General features: G+C 67.6%; 18 protein-coding genes. 3 read left to right on the plus strand and 15 right to left on the minus strand.

The features are described 5' to 3' along the window. Positions 1-35: 35 nt before the first annotated feature. From rseP to ACZLHH_RS06730, 15 genes are all read right to left on the minus strand, one after another. On the minus strand, positions 36-1,394 hold the full coding sequence (rseP, locus tag ACZLHH_RS06660; protein WP_032127946.1) for an RIP metalloprotease RseP: 1,359 nt from the start codon (positions 1,392-1,394) through the stop codon (positions 36-38). Positions 1,395-1,449: 55 nt separating this feature from the next. Continuing rightward, on the minus strand, positions 1,450-2,640 hold the full coding sequence (locus tag ACZLHH_RS06665; protein WP_180844857.1) for a 1-deoxy-D-xylulose-5-phosphate reductoisomerase: 1,191 nt from the start codon (positions 2,638-2,640) through the stop codon (positions 1,450-1,452). 2 nt (positions 2,641-2,642) lie between these two features. Further along, the gene (locus tag ACZLHH_RS06670) at positions 2,643-3,479 is read right to left on the minus strand and encodes a phosphatidate cytidylyltransferase (protein ID WP_010486331.1); all 837 of its coding nucleotides are present in this window, start codon (positions 3,477-3,479) and stop codon (positions 2,643-2,645) included. Continuing rightward, positions 3,476-4,243: a polyprenyl diphosphate synthase gene (gene uppS, locus ACZLHH_RS06675; protein ID WP_032127943.1), complete on the minus strand. Its 768-nt coding sequence runs from the start codon at positions 4,241-4,243 to the stop codon at positions 3,476-3,478. The genes ACZLHH_RS06670 and uppS overlap by 4 nt, the downstream gene beginning before the upstream one ends. Before the next feature lie 5 nt (positions 4,244-4,248). Then, positions 4,249-4,803 carry a ribosome recycling factor gene (frr, locus tag ACZLHH_RS06680; protein WP_032127942.1) on the minus strand — a complete coding sequence of 185 codons (555 nt, stop codon included), beginning with the start codon at positions 4,801-4,803 and terminating at the stop codon, positions 4,249-4,251. A 96-nt stretch (positions 4,804-4,899) separates the two neighbouring features. Then, the gene (pyrH, locus tag ACZLHH_RS06685) at positions 4,900-5,628 is read right to left on the minus strand and encodes a UMP kinase (protein WP_012510513.1); all 729 of its coding nucleotides are present in this window, start codon (positions 5,626-5,628) and stop codon (positions 4,900-4,902) included. A gap of 121 nt (positions 5,629-5,749) precedes the next feature. Beyond that, on the minus strand, positions 5,750-7,288 hold the full coding sequence (locus tag ACZLHH_RS06690) for a GGDEF domain-containing protein (protein ID WP_049399536.1): 1,539 nt from the start codon (positions 7,286-7,288) through the stop codon (positions 5,750-5,752). A 258-nt stretch (positions 7,289-7,546) separates the two neighbouring features. Next, on the minus strand, positions 7,547-8,422 hold the full coding sequence (gene tsf, locus ACZLHH_RS06695; protein ID WP_032127939.1) for a translation elongation factor Ts: 876 nt from the start codon (positions 8,420-8,422) through the stop codon (positions 7,547-7,549). A 126-nt stretch (positions 8,423-8,548) separates the two neighbouring features. After that, a complete protein-coding gene (gene rpsB, locus ACZLHH_RS06700) occupies positions 8,549-9,355 on the minus strand; it encodes a 30S ribosomal protein S2 (RefSeq protein WP_005408748.1) in 807 nt (268 codons plus the stop codon). 219 nt (positions 9,356-9,574) lie between these two features. Beyond that, a complete protein-coding gene (locus tag ACZLHH_RS06705; RefSeq protein ID WP_180844858.1) occupies positions 9,575-10,273 on the minus strand; it encodes a fimbrial biogenesis chaperone in 699 nt (232 codons plus the stop codon). After that, positions 10,273-10,491, minus strand: a complete 219-nt coding sequence (locus ACZLHH_RS06710) for a hypothetical protein (RefSeq protein ID WP_071228441.1) — start codon at positions 10,489-10,491, stop codon at positions 10,273-10,275. The genes ACZLHH_RS06705 and ACZLHH_RS06710 overlap by 1 nt, the downstream gene beginning before the upstream one ends. Positions 10,492-10,721: 230 nt before the next feature. After that, a complete protein-coding gene (locus tag ACZLHH_RS06715) occupies positions 10,722-11,759 on the minus strand; it encodes a Csu type fimbrial protein (RefSeq protein WP_049421639.1) in 1,038 nt (345 codons plus the stop codon). Beyond that, complete coding sequence (locus ACZLHH_RS06720) at positions 11,756-14,134, minus strand: fimbria/pilus outer membrane usher protein (protein WP_180844859.1); 2,379 nt, start codon at positions 14,132-14,134, stop codon at positions 11,756-11,758. The genes ACZLHH_RS06715 and ACZLHH_RS06720 overlap by 4 nt, the downstream gene beginning before the upstream one ends. A gap of 7 nt (positions 14,135-14,141) precedes the next feature. Continuing rightward, positions 14,142-14,891 carry a fimbrial biogenesis chaperone gene (locus tag ACZLHH_RS06725; protein WP_049399527.1) on the minus strand — a complete coding sequence of 250 codons (750 nt, stop codon included), beginning with the start codon at positions 14,889-14,891 and terminating at the stop codon, positions 14,142-14,144. Then, the gene (locus ACZLHH_RS06730; RefSeq protein ID WP_032127934.1) at positions 14,891-15,421 is read right to left on the minus strand and encodes a Csu type fimbrial protein; all 531 of its coding nucleotides are present in this window, start codon (positions 15,419-15,421) and stop codon (positions 14,891-14,893) included. The genes ACZLHH_RS06725 and ACZLHH_RS06730 overlap by 1 nt, the downstream gene beginning before the upstream one ends. A gap of 173 nt (positions 15,422-15,594) precedes the next feature. Between ACZLHH_RS06730 and map the strand changes: the two genes are divergently transcribed. From map to dapD, 3 genes are read left to right on the plus strand one after another with little or no spacing between them, the layout of a single operon-like run. Further along, complete coding sequence (gene map, locus ACZLHH_RS06735) at positions 15,595-16,437, plus strand: type I methionyl aminopeptidase (protein ID WP_180844860.1); 843 nt, start codon at positions 15,595-15,597, stop codon at positions 16,435-16,437. A gap of 20 nt (positions 16,438-16,457) precedes the next feature. Continuing rightward, on the plus strand, positions 16,458-19,067 hold the full coding sequence (locus ACZLHH_RS06740; RefSeq protein WP_459056905.1) for a [protein-PII] uridylyltransferase: 2,610 nt from the start codon (positions 16,458-16,460) through the stop codon (positions 19,065-19,067). Further along, positions 19,067-20,146 (plus strand): 2,3,4,5-tetrahydropyridine-2,6-dicarboxylate N-succinyltransferase, encoded by a 1,080-nt coding sequence (gene dapD / locus ACZLHH_RS06745; protein ID WP_032127931.1) that lies wholly within the window; start codon positions 19,067-19,069, stop codon positions 20,144-20,146. Before ACZLHH_RS06740 ends, dapD begins: the two co-directional genes overlap by 1 nt. The last annotated feature ends 1 nt before the right edge of the window (position 20,147 follow it).

Consider the following 20,147-nt stretch of genomic DNA (forward strand, 5'->3'; position numbering starts at 1 on the left):
TGCCGACGCTGTAGACGGCAACAACGTGGAAAAGTTCATCGCGGGACCAGGCCGAGGATGTCGTTGTAGAACGCCAACCCCATCAGCCCGGCCAGCAACGCCAGGCCGATGTACTGGCCGGCGGCGATGGCACGCTCGCTCAGCGGGCTGCCCTTGACCAACTCGATAAGGTAATACAGCAGGTGGCCGCCGTCCAAGATCGGGATCGGCAACAGGTTGATGATGCACAGGCTGAGTGACAGCAGGGCAAGGAACTGCAGGAACCAGTCCAGGCCGCGTTTGGCCGAGATGTTGGCTACCCGGGCGATGGTGACGGGCCCGGAAACGTTCTGCAGCGAGGCTTTGCCGGTGACGATGCGGCCCATCATGCCCAGCGAATCGGCCGCCAGGCGGCCGGTTTCGCGCACGGCCACGGTGACCGCGTCGAGCGGGCCATAGCGCAGCAGGGTGTCGTAGGGAGGGCTGAACGAGGTCGGGAACTGCACGCCGATCTGCCAGATCGGCTCGCCCTTTGAATCCTTGCCCTGGCGCGGGGTGACTTCCAGCGCCAGGCGCTCGCCGCCCCGCAGGACCTCGATCATGCCCGGGCCGCCGGCGCGGCCCAGCGTCTGGATCTCGCCGATGACCTGGTCGGCGCCGTCGATGCGCTGGCCGTCGATCGCTACGATCAGATCGCCCGGCTGCAGCTGCCCGGCCACCACGGAGTCCGCGGTGAGCGACTCGACCAGCGCCGGTTGCAGCCACGACTGCCAGTACAGGCCAGCCAGGATCGGCACGCGCCGTTCATCGAAGCCGGGGGGCAGCTGCGACAGCGGCAGGCTGCGCACGCGCACCTGGTCGGCCGGGTCCAGCACTTCCAGCTTCACGTCGCGGCGGTCCATCGCGGCGGCGGTCAGCGCCATGCTGGCCTCGCCGAGGGTGACCACCGGGCGCTCGTCCACGCGCAGCACGCGGTCGCCGCTGGTCAGGCCGGCGCTGGCGGCGATGCCGCTGACACGGCCGATGGTCGGCGAATAATCCTGCTTGCCGATCACGAACATCGCCCACAGCAGCAGGATGCACAGCAGCAGGTTGGCGATCGGTCCGGCGGCGACGATGGCGATGCGCTGCCAGACGGTCTTGTGGTTGAAGGCCTGGCCGCGCTCGTGCGGGTGCACTTCGACCTCGCGCTCGTCCAGGAACTTCACATAACCGCCCAGCGGGATGGCGGCGATGGCGAACTCGGTGCCGTGCCTGTCCCGGCGCGACCACAGCGGCCGGCCGAAGCCGACCGAGAAGCGCAGGATCTTGACCCCGCACAGGCGCCCGACCCAGTAATGCCCGAACTCGTGGAACGTGACCAGCAGCCCGAGGCTGACAATCATCCACCAGACCGATCCGATGAAGTCAGTCATGCAGGCTCACAGTGGCGGGCAGTGGCGGCGTCGTCATGCTGGGCGAGGCGGTCGTTCAGGCGGCGTCGATGGCGTTCAGGGTCAGCTGGCGTGCCCGCTGGTCGGCGGACAACAGGACGCCCAGTGTATCGGCTGGCTGGGTCGGCAGTGTTGAAAGAGCGTTAGCAACCAGCTCCGGGATGGTCAGGAAACCGATCCGGCCCTGAAGAAACGCTGAAACCGCCTCTTCATTGGCAGCGTTCAGCACCGCCGGGGCGGTGCCGCCGGCCTGCATCGCCTGCCAGGCCAGGGCCAGGCAGGGGAAGGCGTCGGTGTCCGGGGCCTCGAAATCGAGCCGGCCCTGGGCCAGCAGATCCAGTCCGGATACGCCCGATTCAATGCGTTGTGGCCAGCCCAGGCCAACGGCCAGTGTGGTGCGCATGTCCGGCAGGCCCATCTGCGCCAGGGTTGAGCCGTCCACGAACTCGACCAGCGAGTGGACCAGGCTCTGTGGGTGCACCAGCACTTCGATGCGCTCACCGGGGATGCCGAACAGGTGGTGGGCCTCGATCACTTCCAGGCCCTTGTTCATCAACGTCGCCGAATCGACCGAGATCTTCGGCCCCATCGACCACTTCGGGTGGGCAACGGCCTGGGCCGGGGTGACCTGGGCCAGTTCGGCGCGGCTGCGGCCACGGAACGGGCCGCCGGAGGCGGTCAGCAGGATGCGGCGTACGCCGGCACCATCGACGCTGGCATCGCGCGAGCGCAGGCACTGGAAGATCGCGCTGTGTTCGCTGTCGATCGGGATGATCTCGGCGCCGGCGCGTTCAGCGGTGCGGGTCAGCAGCTCACCGGCCAGCACCAGCGATTCCTTGTTGGCCAGCAGGATGCGCTTGCCCGCGGCGGCGGCGGCCAGGGTGGAAGACAGCCCGGCCGCACCGACGATGGCGGCGACCACGGTGTCGCAGGCATCGCTGGCGGCCAGCTGGTCCAGCGCGGCATGGCCGGCATGCGCCTCGGTGGCCAGTCCGGCATCGCGCAGGCCATCGCGCAGCTCAACGAACAGCGATTCGTCGGCGATCACCGCGTGCGCGGGCCGGTGCTGGCGGCACAGTGCCAGCAACGCCTGCACCTGACGACCGGCGGCCAGCACGGTGGCCTGGTAGCGCTGCGGGTGGCGGGCGATCACGTCCAGCGTGGAGGCACCGATCGAGCCGGTGGCGCCGAATACGGCGACCCGGCGCAGGTCTGCGACAGCATTCATGGTCAGAACCCGAAGATTTCCTTGCCGAGTGCGAACACCGGCACTGCAGCCAGGACGCCGTCGACACGGTCGAGTACGCCACCATGGCCCGGAATCAGGTGGCCCGAGTCCTTGGCGCCCGCGTGGCGCTTGATCAGGCTTTCGAACAGATCACCCAGCACCGAGGCGAATACGGCCACCACCGAAGTGATCAGCAGGCCCGGCAGGTGTGCGGTATCGATGCCGGCCAGCCAGCCCAGGCCGACGGCCACGGCGACACCGGCCAGCAGGCCGCCGAACAGGCCTTCCCAGGTCTTGTTGGGGCTGATGCGCGGGGCCAGCTTGTGCTTGCCGAAGTGACGGCCGGCGAAATAGGCGCCCGAATCGGCCGCCCAGACCAGTGCCAGCGCAGCCAGCAGCCACAGGTGGCCCTGCTTGCCCGGCGGATCGCCGCCGGCATGGATCAGCACGAGCGCGGCCCAGGCCGGAACGATGGCCAGCGTACCGGCCAGCATCTTCACGATGCGCGAGGGCGCCGACGGTTGCGCGCCGAAATTGAAGAAGCGCAGCCAGACCAGCGCCGCCAGCCACCAGGCAACACCGGCCAATGTGGTGATCTGGAACAGCACCAGCGTGCTGCCATCGGCCCACACCAGCAGCACCATCAGCAGCAGGTTCAGTACCAGCAGCACGGTGCGCGCCAGGGTGTCTTCGATGCCGGCCAGCTTCAGCCACTCCCACAGGCCGATCAGCAGAACCGCAGCGGCCGCCGCTGCCAGCCATTGGGTCGGCAGCAGCAGGATCGCGGCAATGGCGACCGGCGCCATGATCAGCGCGGCAAGGACTCGGGTCTTGGTCATGGGCTGGAAGTCTCGGTGGCCAGTGCGGCGATCTGGGCGCTGGTCAGGCCGAAACGACGCTCACGGCTGCCGTAGGCGTCCAGCGCCTGCTGCAGCAGGGCGGGATCGAAGTCTGGCCACAGCGCCTCGGTGAACCACAGCTCGGTGTACGCCAGCTGCCACAGCAGGAAGTTGCTGATGCGGGTGTCGCCACCGGTGCGGATGAACAGGTCCGGTGGCGGCAGGTCGGCCAGGGCGACCTGGCTGCCCAGCAGCGATTCGTCGATCTGTTCGGGCAGCAGGCGGCCGGCGGCGACTTCAGCGGCCAGCGCGCGCGCGGCACGGGCGATGTCCTGGCGGCCACCGTAGCTGGCGGCGATCGACAGGGTCAGGGTGGTGTTGTCTGCGGTGCGCTGCTCGGCCAGCTGCATGCGGCTGACCAGCCCGGCACCGAAGCGTTCGCGCTCGCCGATGAAGCGCACGCGCACGCCACGCCGATGCAGCTCGTCCACTTCGCGGTCGAGCGCGCCGAGGAACAGCTTCATCAACGCATCGACTTCTTCCTGCGGCCGGCCCCAGTTCTCGCTGGAAAACGCGAACAGGGTCAGCGCCGGAATGCCCAGCTCAAGGCAGCGCTCGATGGTGCGGTTGACCGCACGCGCGCCGGCCCGGTGGCCGATCACGCGCGGACGACGGCGCTGCTGTGCCCAGCGCCCATTGCCATCCATGATGATGGCAATGTGGCGGGGCAGGGCGGCCGGCAACGGAGGCGGGACTGAAGGCATCGACTTCAGACCGACAGCAGTTCTTTTTCCTTGTCGGCAACGACCTTGTCGACGTCCTTGATGTTGGTGTCGGTCAACTTCTGGATGTCGTCCTCACCGCGCTTCTTCTCGTCTTCGCTGATCGCCTTGTCCTTGACCAGCTTGGCGATTTCCTTGTTCGCGTCCTGACGGATGTTGCGGATCGCGATCTTGGCGCCTTCGCCTTCCTTCTGCACCTGCTTGGCCAGCTCCTTGCGGCGCTCTTCGGTCGGCGGCGGCATGTTGATGCGGATCGCGGTGCCCAGGGTGTTCGGGGTGAACTCGGCGTTGTAGAGACCCTTTTCGATCTCCTTGATCATGCTCTTGTCGAACGGCGTGACCAGCAGCGAGTGGGCGTCGGCGTTGGAGATCGATGCGACCTGGTTCAGCGGGGTGCTGGCGTTGCCATAGGCGCTGACCGTGACGCGGTCCAGCAGGGCCGGGGTGGCGCGGCCGGTGCGGATCGAGGTGAGGGTGTGCTTCAGAGCGTCGATGCTCTTGGCCATGCGCGTCTGCGCGTTGTTCTTGATGTCGTTGAGCATCGCCCGGTCCTGGGTGTAACTGGAATCGGGCGATTATAGGCGAATACGGGACGCTGCCGGGCCTGAATCGGCCCGCAGCTCGCCTGGCGCTCAGGCTCAGGCCGGATCGCGGCCCTGGACCAGGGTGCCGATGTTCTCGCCGTTGAGGATCTTCAGCAGCTCACCGGGCTGGCCCATGTCGAATACGCGCATCGGCAGGTCGCTGTCGCGGGCCAGCGCGAAGGCGGCGGTATCCATCACTTCCAGGCCGCGGCGGATCACTTCGTCGTAGCTCAGGCTGTCGAAGCGGACCGCGTCGCTGTACTTGTTCGGGTCCTTGTCGTACACGCCATCGACCTTGGTGGCCTTCAGCAGCAGGTCGGCACCGATCTCGATCGCACGCAGCGCGGCGCCGGAGTCGGTGGTGAAGAACGGGCTGCCGACGCCGGCGGCGAAAATCACCAGGCGGCCCTTTTCCAGGTGGCGGATGGCGCGGCGGCGGATGTAGTCCTCGCACACGTCGTTGATCTTGATCGCGCTCATCACGCGGGCCTTGGCGCCCAGCTTTTCCAGGGCGTCCTGCATGGCCAGGGCGTTGATGACCGTGGCCAGCATGCCCATCTGGTCGCCGGTGACCCGGTCCATGCCGCCGGCGGCCAGGCCGGCGCCGCGGAAGATGTTGCCGCCGCCGATCACCAGCGCCACTTCGGCACCGGCCTGCTGGGCTTCGATGACCTCACGGGCCAGGCGATTGATGATCTTCGGGTCGATGCCGTAGTCCTCATCTCCCATCAGCGCCTCCCCGGACAGTTTCAGAAGGATGCGGCGATAGGCGAGCTTGGACATAGGGACCTCGGGTGCGTGGAAATCGCGGGCGATTCTACGCGCATGCGGCGTTGGGCCAAAGTGTTTTGTGCACTGCGGCGCGAAATCCTGCCGTCCGCCCCGCTCACGCGGGGCGTCCCGTTCAGCCCAGCTCGGCGCCGGCGGTGGCTGAAAGCTCGTCGTGGCCGAGGGCGCCGGGGGAGCGGGCGATCACCCGGTTGCGGCCCAGGTTCTTCGAGCGGTACAGCACATCGTCGGCTGCGCGCAGCAGGTCCTGCACGTCGGCAAAGCGTTCGTAGCCGCCCTGGGTGGCCACGCCGGCGGAGAAGGTGACGAACAGCGGGCCTCCCTCCAGCTCGGCCATCGGCGTGGCGACGATGTTGGCCAGCACACGCCGGATCACGTCCAGCGCCACCGATTCACTGGTGTTGGGCAGCAGCGCGACGAATTCCTCGCCACCGAAGCGGGCCACGGTGTCGCTGTTGCGCAGCTGGCCCTGCAGCTTGCCGGCAAAGGCGCGCAGCACCTCGTCGCCGGTCAGGTGGCCGTGGGCATCATTGATTTTCTTGAAGTCGTCCAGGTCGATGAAGGCCACCGACAGCGGCCAGCCCTGGCGCCCGGCGCGCAGGAACTCCTGTTCCAGCACCGCCTCCAGCTGGCGGCGGTTGAGCACGCCGGTCAGGGCGTCGCGGTGGGCCTGGTCGGCCAGGCGCTTGGCCCGCGCCTCGAATTCGTCGGCGCGGCGGCGTGCCTGATCGGCATCCTGCAGCTCGCGCAGGTTGCGCAGGGTGGCCAGTTCCTGCGCGTGGTCGATCAGCTCCCGGACCCGCGAGGGCGAGTTCAGGCCGGCCTCGAACAGGCTGGCGATATCCGGAAGGGCATCGCTGATACGGGTCAGCACCTGATCGAAACGGGCGCTGTCGAGCTCCAGCCGGTCATGCACCTGGTGCAGGGCGCGTTCGCGGGCGGCATCGGCGTCTTCGTCCAGCCAGATGTCGGCGACAGCGCCGGACAGCTGTACGCAGGCCTGGAACGGCGAATCGGCAGCGTCGTCGTCCTCGCTGTGGCTGATGCTCTCCACCAGGTAGCGCGGCAGGCCCCACTGTTCGGCCACCCAAGCGCCGACATCGGCGTGGCTGCAGCCCAGTTCCTCGCGCTCGCGTGCGACCAGATCGGTATTGTCACGGGCTTCGCGCAGCAGTGGCAGGTAGCGCTCCGATTCGGCCTGGGCCAGGCACAGCACGCCCAGGTCCTGCAGCAGCCCGGCCAGCATCAGTTCCTCCAGCCGGCGCAGGCCGCGCGCCTGGCCCAGCTGGCTGGCGGCCAGGGCGCTGAGAATGCTGCGCTTCCACGCGCGCTGGCGCAGGTCGTGGTCGGCACCGCCGCCACCGGTCAGGCCCTGGGTGACGGTGAAGCCGAGGGCGAGGCTGATCGTGGCATTCAGGCCGAGCATGGTCAGCGCCTGGCCGAGGTTCTCGATGCGGCGGCGGCTGGCGTACAGCGGCGAATTGGCGATGCGCAGCATGCGAGCGCTCAGCGCCATGTCGATGGCGATGATGTCGGCGGCGGTGGCGATGTCCGCTTCCGGGTCCTGGGCCAGCTCGATGATGCGCAGGGCAATACCGGGTGGCGAGGGCAGGTTGCGGCAGAGCGCCAGGGCAGCTGTCAGCTCGGGAGGCATGTCGGGTCGTTCAATTCCATTGGGACAAGAATACCTAGGAATGCATCACAGTCCGCGATTTTCGTTCCTGCTATGTGACTGTGGATTCCCTGCGCCGAGTATCGGCTTGATTCGCGCGCAACGCAAAGGTGCCGGTTGTGCGCACCATCGGTGCGCACCCACCGATGGGGCATGGGTTCATCCCTTGGCCCATACGTAAAAAAGGAGCCGCGGTTTCCCGCGGCTCCTTCTGGTCGCTTCACAGCCGGAAGGCTGGAATCAGACCTGCATCGCCTTGGCAACTTCAGCGGCGTAGTCTTCCACCACCTTCTCGATGCCTTCGCCGACGATCAGCAGCTTGAAGCCCGCCACGTCGGCGCCAGCGGCCTTGACCACCTGCTCGACGGTGGTGTCGCCCAGCACGTAGGTCTGGCCGTACAGGGTCACGTCGCTGACGATCTTGTTGATCTTGCCGCTGATGATCTTTTCCAGGATCTCGGCCGGCTTGGCCTTGTCCTTTTCGGACATCTTGGCCAGCTCGATTTCCTTTTCCTTCTCGACGAACTCGGCCGGGACGTCCGCAGCCTTGTTGTGCGGCGGCTTCAGGGCTGCCACGTGCATGGCCAGGCCACGGGCCAGCTCGACGTCGCCGCCGACCAGGTCGACCAGCACGCCAACCTTGCCGTTGGTGTGGACGTAGGCGCCGATGGTGTTGTTGCCATCAACCTTCACCATGCGACGGATCTGGATGTTTTCACCCAGGGTCTGCACGGCGGTGGCGCGGGCTTCTTCAACGGTGCGGCCATCGGCCAGCTTGGCAGCCTTCACGGCTTCGACGTCGTTGGCGCCCGATGCCAGGGCGGCAGCGGCGACGGCATTGACGAAGGACTTGAAGTTGTCATCGTTGGCGACGAAGTCGGTTTCCGAGTTGACTTCGACCAGCACGGCCTTGCCGCCATCCTGGGCCAAGCCCAGACGGCCTTCGGCGGCCACGCGGTCAGCCTTCTTGTCGGCCTTGGCAGCGCCGGACTTGCGCATGGCTTCAGCAGCAGCGTTGATGTCGCCGTTGGCTTCGGTGAGAGCCTTCTTGCATTCCATCATGCCGGCGCCGGTGCGCTCGCGCAGTTCCTTGACCAGGGAAGCAGTGATTTCCACGGGATTACCTCACGAAAGAAAGGGGTTGGGCCGGCATGGTGGCCGGCCCGTGTGACACGGTCCTGTCACGCGCCAAAGGCTGCGCGCAGGGAGGGTGGACGCCGGGCGTCCACCCCGGGGCCTGGATCAGGCCTGGGCGTCGTCGCCCTTCTTGGCAGCCTTCTTGGCCGGAGCGCGGCGGGCCGGCTTCTCTTCGCCTTCGGCAGCAGCTTCGGCGAACTCTTCCTCACGCACCGAAGCAGCGTGCGGCGCAGCAGCCTTGCCTTCCAGCACGGCGTCGGCAGCGGCGCGGGCGTACAGCTGCACAGCGCGGATGGCGTCGTCGTTGCCCGGGATGGCGTAGTCCACCAGTTCCGGGTTGTAGTTGGTGTCGACCACGGCGATGACCGGGATGCCCAGCTTCTTGGCTTCCTTGATCGCGATGTCTTCGTGGCCGATGTCGATCACGAAGATGGCGTCCGGCAGACGGTTCATGTCCTTGATGCCGCCCAGCGAGGCTTCCAGCTTGTCGCGCTCGCGACGCAGGCCCAGCACTTCGTGCTTGACCAGCTTCTCGAAGGTGCCGTCGGTTTCACCGGCTTCCAGTTCCTTCAGGCGGGCAACCGACTGCTTGACGGTACGGAAGTTGGTCAGGGTGCCGCCCAGCCAACGCTGGTTCATGAACGGCATGCCGCAACGCTCGGCTTCTTCCTTGATGGTTTCGCGGGCGCTGCGCTTGGTGCCCAGGAACAGGACGGTGCCGCGCTTCTGGGCAACCGACGAGATGAAGTTCATCGCATCGTTGAACAGCGGGACGGTCTTTTCCAGGTTGATGATGTGGATCTTGCCGCGGGCGCCGAAGATGTACGGAGCCATCTTCGGGTTCCAGTAGCGGGTCTGGTGGCCGAAGTGGACGCCGGCTTCCAGCATCTGACGCATGGTGACCTGGGGCATTGCAATACTCCTGATATGGAACCGGCGTTTCCGCCCGCGGGATAGGTATGCGGGACGCGTGGAAGCGCGGATGGTTCCGGGGTTGGGCTTCCCTGTTGCCTCCGTGGCCGAACTCCTTGCGGAGCACCCCGGCACGGATGGGGGCAGCAGGTGTGGATTCACCGGTGACGTCCGGTGTGGACGGTCTCCCGCGCACGCAGGCGGCAGGAATCCGGTCGATTATAGCCCGCTGGGAGCGCTCGCTGCAATTGCCGGGTCCGGCGCGGTGAGATCGACCACGCGGCCGTCCTGCAGCCGGGCCTGGAAATGGCCACCGGCATAGCCGTCGGCATGGACGGGGAGGGCCCAGCGGCGTTCCCGGCCCGCCAGCAGGTAGCCGGCCAGTCCCGGCAGCAGCAGGGTGCGGCGTCCATCGCCGGCGACGAACGCAAGATCGTGCAGGCGGGCGTGAACTGAACCTGCGTTGCGCAGTCGCAGAAGAGGCTGCGACGTGCCGGGCTCGATCCCGGCATGCAGGTCCGGCCGCGCCAGGGGCGCCGCATGCCCCCGGAACAAGGGGAGCGAGTAGCGTGGCAGGTCCGGTCCGCTGGGGCTCAGGATCACCCGGTAGGCCTGCTCGACGGCAACGGGCGACGTCTCCCGAGGCAGCAGCCAGATGCGTTGACGGGTGCCGGGCGGGAGGTCGAGCCGGGCGGGGCTGGCCAGGATCTGGTCGCTGGGCCGCAGCTTTTCCGCATCGACCTGCTGTTCCCAGGCCAGGATCCGAACCTCGCCCTGCCAGCGGCCGGGCCCGGGGTTGTACAGCCACAGCTCGCCGTGCCCCCCTTCGGCGGGCAGCTGCAGGGTGGTGGGCACCAGGTCCAGCGCCGCAGCGGGCAGTGCCAGCAGCAGTGCCAGCAGGCTCAGCAGGATGCGCATCAGTAGATGAGGGTCACGGCAGGCGCCGCGTCGTCGCTGTCGGCCGGCGGCGCGAGGTCGCGGATCTGTTGCGGAAGCTCGGGCGCGTCGCTGCGCCGGTGCGGTGCCGCGCATCGGGTGTTGCCGGCATCACTGCTGCAGCCCTCGACCACAGTCAGCCGGATCTGCAGGGAGGTGCTGCCGGGATCGGCCCACGCGGGCATACTGGCGACCAGCATCGCCCCGATCAGAAGTGCGCGAACCACCTGCCATCCACCGTACTGTAGGACCCGTTGCGCGGTATCGGCCGGATCGGCCGAATCTGTAGGGTCGACTGCCAGTCGACTGGTCCTGGCGCAGGAGTGATGCGCGCATCCACGCACGGCGTGGATCTACCGGAACCCACCCCGGTGGATGCCGACCATTCCAATCCATCCCGGTGGATGCCGACCGTTGGTCGGCACACAGGTCAGTAAGTGATCGTCACCTGCACCAGATCGTTGTAGGTACCGGCCGGGGGCTGGCCGGTGACCGGCGGCACCCGGCCATGGATGGTCAGCTGCTGCGCGCTGCCACTTCCGGTGCCGCCAACGGTATCTACATTGAGGGTATTGCCCCAGCGCAGGCTGCGCGCGGCGTCGCGGTACAGCTCATAGGGGAGGTAGTAGGTGCCGCTGCCAATGGTGGTGGCCATGCGCCGGGTGGTGGAGGCGGCGGGGTTGTTCTGGCCGTTGTTGAGGCTGATCTGGTAGGCGGTGTTCTTCAGGCAGGTCAGCGTGAGCGTGGCGGTCCGGTCGATGTTGGCGGAAATGCTGCCGGTGACGTTGCCGAAGTCCATGTTGGTGGTGACGTAGCTGCCGCATTGCGGCAGCACGTTGGCAGTGGCAGTGAAGCTGAAGGCCGCACTGGCGCTGTTGGTGCCGGTTGCGCCGCCGTTGCAGGCGGCCGGCACGGTGGCGTTGCCGAGCAGGACTTCGTTCCAGGCCCAGGTGAGCACCACGTTGGCGCCACTGAAGGTGCTGCTGTAAGCACCCGAAGCGAGGATCTGGTTGGCGGGGATCTGCGCGAACAGCTGCACGGACTGCGCACCGCTGCCGCCGGTCAGCAGCGGCACGTTGTAGCTCATGGTCAGTTCCTGCGCCGGCGGCGTGCCGCGTGGCACCAGGCCGGTGACCTGGCCGTAGCTGGCGTTGTTGTAGAGCTGGAAATTCATGGTGTCGCTGGTGGAAGTGGACATCGTGCGGAAGGTGGAGCTGCTGCCGCCGCCACTGCCTGCGCCGACACCCACGCAGACGCGGACGCCGGTGGTGGCCAGCAGGCTCAGTGCGGCGGTGGTGCAGGTCACCGTGATGTTCAGCGTCGCCGCCGTAGGGCCGGGAGCGTTGCTGTTGATGTTGCCGAACGGCAGGGTCGGGTTCGCGGTTGCCGTGCAGACCGCTGTCGCCTGGGCCGGTAGTGCCGCGAGCAGGCCGGCGAACAGCAGCATGCCGAGCAGCAGCACTCTCATGGCGCCACCTCCGGGATGCACGGCAGCGGTGCCGGCTTCGGCCGGGCGCCGGACGCCACTACCTTGGGCTGCTCGGGTACCTTCACCCGGCACTGGCCGCGGCTGGTGGTGATGTACAGCACGCTGCCGGCAGCGACGTCTTCCAGATACAGCAGGCCGTCATAGCCCACCGTGGCCTGGCGTCCGCCGGGCAACTGCACTTCGCTGCCCACTTCCAGCGGCTGCCCGTCCATGCTCTGAAGCGTCAGGCTCAGAGAGGGCCGCGAGCGCAACTGGAATGTCACGTGGGTCCCAGCGCGCTGGCGCGGCGTCACCCAGTCCTCGATGCGGTCGGCACGCATGTCCTCGGGCAGGTCCAGGGTGTCGATCGAGACCCGGTTGCGCTGCCAGGACAGCAGCGGGCTGACCAGCAACAGGCCACGATCATCGGTGACGCCGATCAGGCGGTTCTCCAGCCGCACCGGCACGCCACCGACACCATTGGTGCTGATCACCGCGAATGCATCGGAGACCTCGCGGGTGGCAAACGCGTGCCCGCCCATCCAGACCAGGCTGCCACTGGCGCTGCCGTAGGCATAGTTGAGCCCGCCCTGGCGCGAGGCCCCGAAGGAGTAGCGGCCGACGTCATTGAGGATGCCGACTTCGGCCAGGCCGCCACTGCCGTCCTCGCCGTGGCGCACCTGCGCGCGCCAACCGATGCCGCCTGCACTGCCATCGCCGGGCACCGGCTGGGTGACGTCGGCCACCCAGGTCTGGCTGTCGCCATTGCGCTGGCTGGACAGGCTGGCCTGGCGGTTGTTGCCCAGGCTGGCGGTTACCGACAGATAGATGCTGCGGTCATCACTCTGGTCCAGGTTCTGGTTCACCGAGAGGTAGGCTGACCAGCGCTGGCTCCAGGTCCGCGACCAGAACAGGCTGGCGTAGCGGTTGTCTTCGCCATCGGGGTAGCGCAGGCGCAGGTAGCTGGCGCTGAGCGTGCCCAGCCGCAGCAGATCCGCGCCGACCGTGGCCTGTTCGCTGATGCTGGGTGGCAGGTTGCCCTGCAGTGCGCCCAGGTCGCGGTAATCACCATGGCTGCGCACGGTGCGCAGATTGACGTTGAGTCGGCGGTTGTTCCAGCTGTAACCCAGCGCCCACTGGCCACCCTGCAGGCCCTGGTAGTTGCTGTGCGCATAGGCGGCGTTGAACACGCCCGCGCCACCCAGCAGCCACCAGCCGCCGATGCCGGCCTGGGCCAGGCCACCTCCGCCTTCGGCATGAGCCTCGCCGGTGAACGTGTCACTGATGCCACCGCGCCAGCTGGCACTGGCCACGGTGCGGTCGTCGTAGGCGAAGGAGCGCTGGCCGAAGTCCTCGCGCAGTTGGCCAACACCGACCGACCAGTCCGACAGGCCCTTGGCCAGCAGTTGCTGGGTGCCATAGAAACTGAAATCCAGTGTCTGCATGCGGCCGAATGCGTCGGTGACCACCACCTGTGCGCTGCCGGTGCCGCTGATCCCCGGCTGTGCGGCCAGCTGGAACGGGCCGACCGGGACCTGGCCGCTGTACTGGCGCAGGCCATCGACGTACAGCTCGACCGTGGACGGCACCACCGCCTGGCCGAGGAAACTGGGCGTGGGGGTCAGCACGCGATAGGGCTGCAGGCCGTAGTTGCGACCGATCTGCAGGCCACCCAGGCGCACCGGACGGGTCCAGTCGACGAAGCCGCTGTAGAAATCGCCGACCTCCAGCGTCATCGCCTGGTCGGGGAAATCCAGGCTCCAGCGCGTATCCAGGCGCACGCTCTCACCACGCCAGCGACGGTCGCCAGGCTGCTGGTAGCGCCTGCTGACCGCGGTGTTTTCGAAGGTGCCGTTGCCGACGCCGAACAGGCGCAGTTCGGAGCTCAGGCTGAGGTTGCCCAGCGTATCCACCCGGCTGCCATACACGTCGTAGTTGAGCAGCAGTCCGGGTGAGGCACTGCCTGCGGGCGCGCGTGTCTGCGGGCGGCTGAGCACGGTGGTTGGCAGGGTCAGCTGGTCCAGTGGCACGTCCAGCGCCAGGGTCTGCAGGCGTGCGTCATAGCGCACCACCGCGCCGCTGATCTGGTCCAGGTACACCGGTGCATCGCCGTGGGCGTTGAAGCCGAGCTGGCGCAGTACGTCGGGGCTGGCCTGCAGGCGGCCACGGTTCTCGATGAAAGGCAGCAGTCCGCGTGGGGTGCTGTTGAGCGAAACGTCCAGGTACAGCGTCTGGTTGGCGGTCAACGGTGTGGGCGGTGGCAGCATCGCATCGGCGGAGATGCCTGATACATCGGCGGTGGCGGTAGCCGCTGCACCGGACACATCGGCGGCTTGGGTCGCCGCAGGAGCCAGGGCAGCAAGCAGCGCGCCCATCAACGCCTCAGCGAGCCGATGGGGGCGACAGCGGCGTCTGTTCCGACTCGCCATTGAGCTTGGCCGTGATCTGGTCGTTGTCGCGGTCGATCGCCGTGCGCTCGATCGGCCAGCGCATCACCTGCCCGGGCAGCACGTAACCCAGCAGTCCGGGATGCACGATGCGTGGGCGCGTGGGGCTGCCCAGCGCAAGATCGGCGATCTGCGCATAGCTGTTGCCGGCGTTGGCCACCTCGACGCCGTTGCGGCCATCGGGCAACTGCACCAGGCGGGCCTGCAGCTGCGGCGCAAGCTTGCCGGCGGCGGGCTGCACGAACACCGGTATCGAATAGCGCAGCACGAACTGCATGCCGTCGGCGCGGGTGGCCAGGTCGGGCACCTCGTCGACAATCAGCCTGTAGTACTGCTGTGCCGGCGGTGGCGTCCTGTCCGGACGCATCACCCGGACCAGCTGCTGCTGCCCGGCAGCCAGTTCCTGCATCGGCGGGGTGACCACCAGTTCATCGGTGGGCAACAGTTGCTCCTGGCCGTCCTGCTGCACCCAGCGGAACACCCGAACCTGCAGCTTCACCGGCGAGGTGCCACTGTTGGTCAGCCAAAGCTCGCCGGCACGCTGGCGCGCTTCCAGCTGCAGGCTGGTCGGGGCGACCTGCAGGCTGGTGGCTTCGACCGGGGCGGCGAATACCAGGCTCAGGACGAGCAGCGCCACGCCGGTGGCGCGCCACGGGCGGGGTCCGGCCATGCGGGCGTGCTCCATCAATAGGTGATCGTGGCGGTAACCGTATCCAGGTAGTTGCCGGTCGCCGGGTTGTTGGTGCTCAGGTTCAGGATCTGGCCGTAGACGATGTAGGGCACGGCCAGGCCGGTGCCGATGCCAGCCTGGGTGTTGGTGCCGGAGGTGGCACCCCAGACCAGGGTGTGCGCGGCGTCCTGGTAGAGCTGGTAGCCGACGTAGTTGTTGGCGGTCACCGCGGCGTTGGTGTTCTTCATCCGGCGAGTGGTGACGTCATTCGCGGTGCTGGCATTGGCACCCGCATTCAGTGAAATCGTGTACGGGGTCAGTGCCGAGCACTGGGCGGTCACCGTGCCCTGGCCCAGGGTGGGGGTCGCGGTGGTCGAGGCCGCCGTGCCGAAGTCAACGTTGGTGGCGGCAGCAGCCGTGATCGTGCAGGCCTTGGTCACCACCAGGGTGACATTGAAGGTGGTGGTGTCTGCGGCCAGGGCCGGGCCGGACAGGAGGACCCCGGCCAGGGCCCAGGCAAGCGGGGAACGAAGCGCGGATCGCATGGACAACCTCCCTGACCCGAAGGTCCGTTGAACAAGGCGAAGGCGGCACGTTCGGCACCGCTTCGGCGACGGTGACCCCAGCTTAGGTGGCGTAAGTGTCTGTATTCCGTGATAAACAGGGAGGCGAAAGGGGGGCGACGATCACGCTTTCACTTTCCTTGCCGGAACCGTGCATGGCCCGGATCGCCAGTTGGGTGGCGTTCGTTCAGATTGCGGCCGGATCGGCGATAATGGGGGCCATGAGCGTGAATCTGAAAACCCCGAAGGAAATCGAGATGATGCGAATCGCCGGCCGCATGGCCAGCGAAGTGCTCGACATCGTCACCCCCCACGTCAAGCCCGGTGCCACCACCGAGGAACTGGACCGCATCTGCCACGACCACATCGTGAACGTGCAGGGCGCCGTTCCGGCCAACGTCGGCTACCGCGGCTTCCCGAAGACCGTGTGTACCTCGGTCAACAACGTCATCTGCCATGGCATCCCCAGCGAAGGGAAGGTGCTCAAGGATGGCGACATCATCAACATCGACGTCACCGTCATCAAGGATGGCTGGCACGGCGACACCAGCCGCATGTACTTCGTCGGCACCCCGTCGGTGATGGCCCGCCGCCTGGTGGAAACCACCTACGAAGCCATGTGGCGCGGCATCCGCGCGGTGCGTCCGGGCGCGACCCTGGGCGACATTGGCCATGCCATCCAGAGCTATGCCGAAGGCGAGCGTTTCAGCGTGGTGCGCGAGTACTGCGGCCACGGCATCGGCAAGGTCTACCATGATGAACCGCAGGTGGTGCATTACGGCCGCCCGGGCCAGGGCCTGGTGCTGCAGCCGGGCATGACCTTCACCATCGAGCCGATGATCAACGAGGGCACCCGCTACAACAAGGTGCTGCCGGATGGCTGGACCGTGGTGACCAAGGATCGCAAGCTGTCGGCACAGTGGGAGCACATGATCGCGGTCACCGAGACCGGCGTGGACGTGCTGACCCTGTCGCCGGGCGAGTCGCAGGTCTCCTGACGATGCTGCCGGCGAGTTCGCTGCTGGACACGCCGGCCGCGTCGCTCAACGACCTGGACTGGGCTGCTGCCGCGCGCCAGGCGCTGCAGCAGGCCGACGCGCGCCTGTACCGCCGCTTCGACCAGGGCGACAACATCGAGCGCCTGCTGGCACTGCGCGCGCGCGCTGCCGACCATCTGATCCGCCTGGCCTGGCAGCGCTGCCTGCCGGCCGACAGCGGGCTGTCGCTGTTCGCGGTCGGCGGCTATGGCCGCGGTGAACTGTTTCCGCGTTCGGACATCGACCTGCTGGTGTTCGGCGATCCGCCGGCACAGCTGGCCCATGAGGCGGCGCTGGCGCGCCTGTTCGCACTGCTGTGGGACTGTGGGTTGGCCGTCAGCCATGCGGTGCGTTCTGCATCGCAGTGCCGCGAGGCGGCAGCGGACCAGACCGTGCTGACCGCGCTGATCGAGGCGCGCCCGATCCTGGCCGATGATGTGGCGCGCCGCGCGCTGCGCGAGGCCGTCGACGATCGTGAACTGTGGCCGGCGCGCACCTTCTTCCTGGCCAAGCTGGAAGAGCTGCGCAACCGACACCAGCGCTTCGGCGACACCGCCGACAACCTGGAGCCGGATCTGAAGGATGGCCCCGGTGGCCTGCGCGATCTCAACACGCTTGGCTGGATGGCACTGCGTGCGTTCGGCGTGCGTGACCTGGAGGCGCTGGTCGGGCTCGGCCATCTGGGCGCAGACGAAGCGGCAGCACTGAAGCGCGAACGTGCGGTGCTGGCGCGGCTGCGCTTTGGCCTGCATCTGGTCGCGCGTCGCCCGGAAGAGCGCCTGCGTTTTGATTACCAGAAGACCCTGGCGGCACGCCTGGGCTTTGAAGACGATGCCGAGAATCTCGGTGTCGAGAAGATGATGCAGGGGTTCTACCGTGCTGCACTGGTGGTGCGCCGGATCAGCGACCGCCTGTTGCAGCGCTTCGAGGAGCAGTTCGACGGCGAGGCGCAGCCGGAGCCGTTGACCGTGGGTTTTTCCCTGCGCCGTGGTTACCTGGCGGCCAACGAAGCCGACTGGCCGCGCGGCGACATCGGCCAGGTGTTCGCGCTGTTCGCCAGCTGGGCCAACAATCCGCAGGTGCGCGGCCTGCATTCGCTGACCGCGCGTGCGCTGGCCGAAGCGCTGCCGCTGCTGCCGGCCTACGACCAGGCTGATGCCGATGCACGCGAGCAGTTCCTGGCGCTGCTGCGCGGCCAGCGCCCGGTCGATACGCTCTCGCGCATGGCGCGGCTGGGCGTGCTTGGCCAGTGGATTCCCGCGTTCGCCCAGGTCAGCGGGCGCATGCAGTTCGACCTGTTCCATGTCTACACCGTCGATCAGCACACGCTGATGGTCCTGCGCAACATCGGCCTGTTCGCCAGCAGTCGTGCCGACGAGCGCTTCTCGATCGCGCACGAAGTGTGGCCGCGCCTGCGCAAGCCGGAGCTGCTGCTGCTGGCCGGCCTGTTCCATGACATCGCCAAGGGCCGTGGCGGCGACCATTCGGAGCTGGGCGCGGTGGACGCGCGCGCGTTCTGCCAGGCGCATGCGCTGAGCACGTCCGACACCGAACTGGTGGCGTGGCTGGTCGAACAGCACCTGCGCATGTCGGTGACCGCGCAGAAGCAGGACATCGCCGATCCGGAGGTGATCCATCGCTTTGCCACCCTGGTCGGCAGCCGCGACCGCCTGGACTACCTGTACCTGCTGACCTGCGCCGACATCGCCGGCACCAGCCCCAAGCTGTGGAATGCATGGAAGGACCGCCTGCTGGCCGACCTGTACTTCGCCACCCGGCGCGCGCTGCGCGAGGGGCTGGAACACCCGGTGCCGGCGGCCGAGCGCGTGGCCGAAGCGCGTGACAGCGTGCGCGCGCTGGTGCGCGAGCGGGGTTACGACGATGCCACCATCGATCGCCAGTTCGCGGTGATGCCCGACGAAGGCTTCATCCGCCTGCGCCCGGAGCAGCTGGCCTGGCAGGCTGCCGCGCTGGTGCCGGTGAAGCAGGGCCAAGCGCTGGTAAAGGTACGCCGGATCAGTGTCGACGATCCCGCGCTGGAAGTCTTCGTGCATTCGCCGGACCGCGACGGCCTGTTCGCCGCGATCGTGATGACGCTGGACCGCAAGGGCTACGGCATCCACCGCGCACGCGTGCTGGACGGTCCGGCCGATACCATCTTCGATACCTTCGAAGTGAACCCGGCCGATACCTTCGCCGATGGCAGCAGTGCCAACCTGGAAGCGGCGCTGCGCGAGGCACTCGGCGGTGACCTGTCGCGCCTGCGGCCGTCACGCCGGGTGGTGCCACGGCAGCTGCGGCACTTCCGCTTCGCCCCGCGCATCGAATTCCGCGATGAGCCGGGCGCAACCCGTTTCGCCCTGGTCGCCCCCGACCGCCCCGGCCTGCTGGCCGATGTGGCGTTCGTGCTGCGCAATCAGGGCCTGCGCGTGCATGATGCGCGCATTGCCACGTTCGGCGAACGCGCCGAAGACACCTTCGTGATCAGTGACGAACACGACCTCCCCCTGACTGAACCTGCCCGGCAGCAGTTGCATGACGCGATGCTGGCCTGCCTGGACCCTGATCGAAACGCCGGAGACCCCGCCTGATGGCCACCAAGCCCGCCAAGAAGACCGCCGCGACCCCCAAGAGCGCAGCGGCCCGGAAACCTGCTGCTGCCGCACCGGCCGCGAAGAAGACCCCAGCGCCGAAGAAGGCCGCTGCGGTGACGGCCCCGGCGAAGAAAGCGGCTGCGGTGAAGCGTGCTGTGAAGAAGCCGGCGCCGGCCAAGAGTGCCGAAGCGGTCCGCGCCGAAACCATCGCCCGCAAGTCGCTGCGCAAGCCTTCAGCCCCGGGCGTGGAAGAGCTGAAGTTCGGCATCGAGAGTGCCTTCGAGCGCCGCGCTACCTTGACCCTGCACGAGCTGGAAGGCTCGACCAAGCCGCTGGTCAACCGCGTGATTGACGGCCTGGAGAGCGGTGAGTTCCGTGTTGCCGAGCCGGACGGCCAGGGTGGCTGGAAGGTCAACGAGTGGCTGAAGAAGGCCGTGCTGTTGTACTTCCGCGTCAACGACATGGCGGTGGTCGATGCCCGTCCGGCGCCGTTCTGGGACAAGGTCGAATCGCGCTTCGCCGGCTATGACGAGGCGAAGTTCCGCCGTGGCGGCGTGCGCGTGGTGCCGGGCGCGATCGCCCGCCGCGGCACCTACTTCGGCAAGGACGTGGTGCTGATGCCGAGCTTCACCAACATCGGCGCCTACGTCGGCGAAGGCACCATGGTCGACACCTGGGCCACCGTCGGTTCCTGCGCGCAGATCGGCCAGCACTGCCACCTGTCCGGCGGCGCCGGCATCGGCGGCGTGCTGGAGCCGCTGCAGGCCAGCCCGACCATCATCGAGGACCACTGCTTCATCGGTGCGCGTTCGGAAGTGGTGGAAGGCGTGGTGGTCGGCCACCACAGCGTGATCGGCATGGGCGTGTTCCTCAGCCAGAGCACCCGCATCTACAACCGTGCCACCGGCGAAATCACCTACGGTTACATCCCGCCGTACAGCGTGGTGGTGTCCGGCTCGCTGCCGAGCAAGGACGGTACCCATTCGCTGTACTGCGCGGTGATCGTCAAGCAGGTTGATGCCAAGACCCGCAGCAAGACCAGCGTCAACGACCTGTTGCGCGGCCTGGCCGACTGAA

It is taken from the genome of Stenotrophomonas sp. 28608_Sma, assembly GCF_056486185.1.

Excerpts from the sequence above, each read along its gene's own strand:
- rpsB (WP_005408748.1), bottom strand. The coding sequence starts at position 9,355 with ATGCCCCAGGTCACCATGCGTCAGATGCTGGAAGCCGGCGTCCACTTC.
- frr (WP_032127942.1), bottom strand. The coding sequence starts at position 4,803 with ATGCTCAACGACATCAAGAACAACGCGCAGACGCGCATGGCCAAGAGC.
- ACZLHH_RS06715 (WP_049421639.1), bottom strand. The coding sequence starts at position 11,759 with ATGAGAGTGCTGCTGCTCGGCATGCTGCTGTTCGCCGGCCTGCTCGCG.
- dapD (WP_032127931.1), top strand. The coding sequence starts at position 19,067 with ATGGCCACCAAGCCCGCCAAGAAGACCGCCGCGACCCCCAAGAGCGCA.
- ACZLHH_RS06690 (WP_049399536.1), bottom strand. The coding sequence starts at position 7,288 with ATGCCTCCCGAGCTGACAGCTGCCCTGGCGCTCTGCCGCAACCTGCCC.
- pyrH (WP_012510513.1), bottom strand. The coding sequence starts at position 5,628 with ATGTCCAAGCTCGCCTATCGCCGCATCCTTCTGAAACTGTCCGGGGAG.
- ACZLHH_RS06705 (WP_180844858.1), bottom strand. The coding sequence starts at position 10,273 with ATGCGCATCCTGCTGAGCCTGCTGGCACTGCTGCTGGCACTGCCCGCT.
- ACZLHH_RS06710 (WP_071228441.1), bottom strand. The coding sequence starts at position 10,491 with ATGCTGGTCGCCAGTATGCCCGCGTGGGCCGATCCCGGCAGCACCTCC.
- ACZLHH_RS06670 (WP_010486331.1), bottom strand. The coding sequence starts at position 3,479 with ATGACCAAGACCCGAGTCCTTGCCGCGCTGATCATGGCGCCGGTCGCC.
- ACZLHH_RS06725 (WP_049399527.1), bottom strand. The coding sequence starts at position 14,891 with ATGGAGCACGCCCGCATGGCCGGACCCCGCCCGTGGCGCGCCACCGGC.
- ACZLHH_RS06730 (WP_032127934.1), bottom strand. The coding sequence starts at position 15,421 with ATGCGATCCGCGCTTCGTTCCCCGCTTGCCTGGGCCCTGGCCGGGGTC.
- ACZLHH_RS06720 (WP_180844859.1), bottom strand. The coding sequence starts at position 14,134 with ATGGGCGCGCTGCTTGCTGCCCTGGCTCCTGCGGCGACCCAAGCCGCC.
- uppS (WP_032127943.1), bottom strand. The coding sequence starts at position 4,243 with ATGCCTTCAGTCCCGCCTCCGTTGCCGGCCGCCCTGCCCCGCCACATT.
- rseP (WP_032127946.1), bottom strand. The coding sequence starts at position 1,394 with ATGACTGACTTCATCGGATCGGTCTGGTGGATGATTGTCAGCCTCGGG.
- ACZLHH_RS06665 (WP_180844857.1), bottom strand. The coding sequence starts at position 2,640 with ATGAATGCTGTCGCAGACCTGCGCCGGGTCGCCGTATTCGGCGCCACC.
- map (WP_180844860.1), top strand. The coding sequence starts at position 15,595 with ATGGCCCGGATCGCCAGTTGGGTGGCGTTCGTTCAGATTGCGGCCGGA.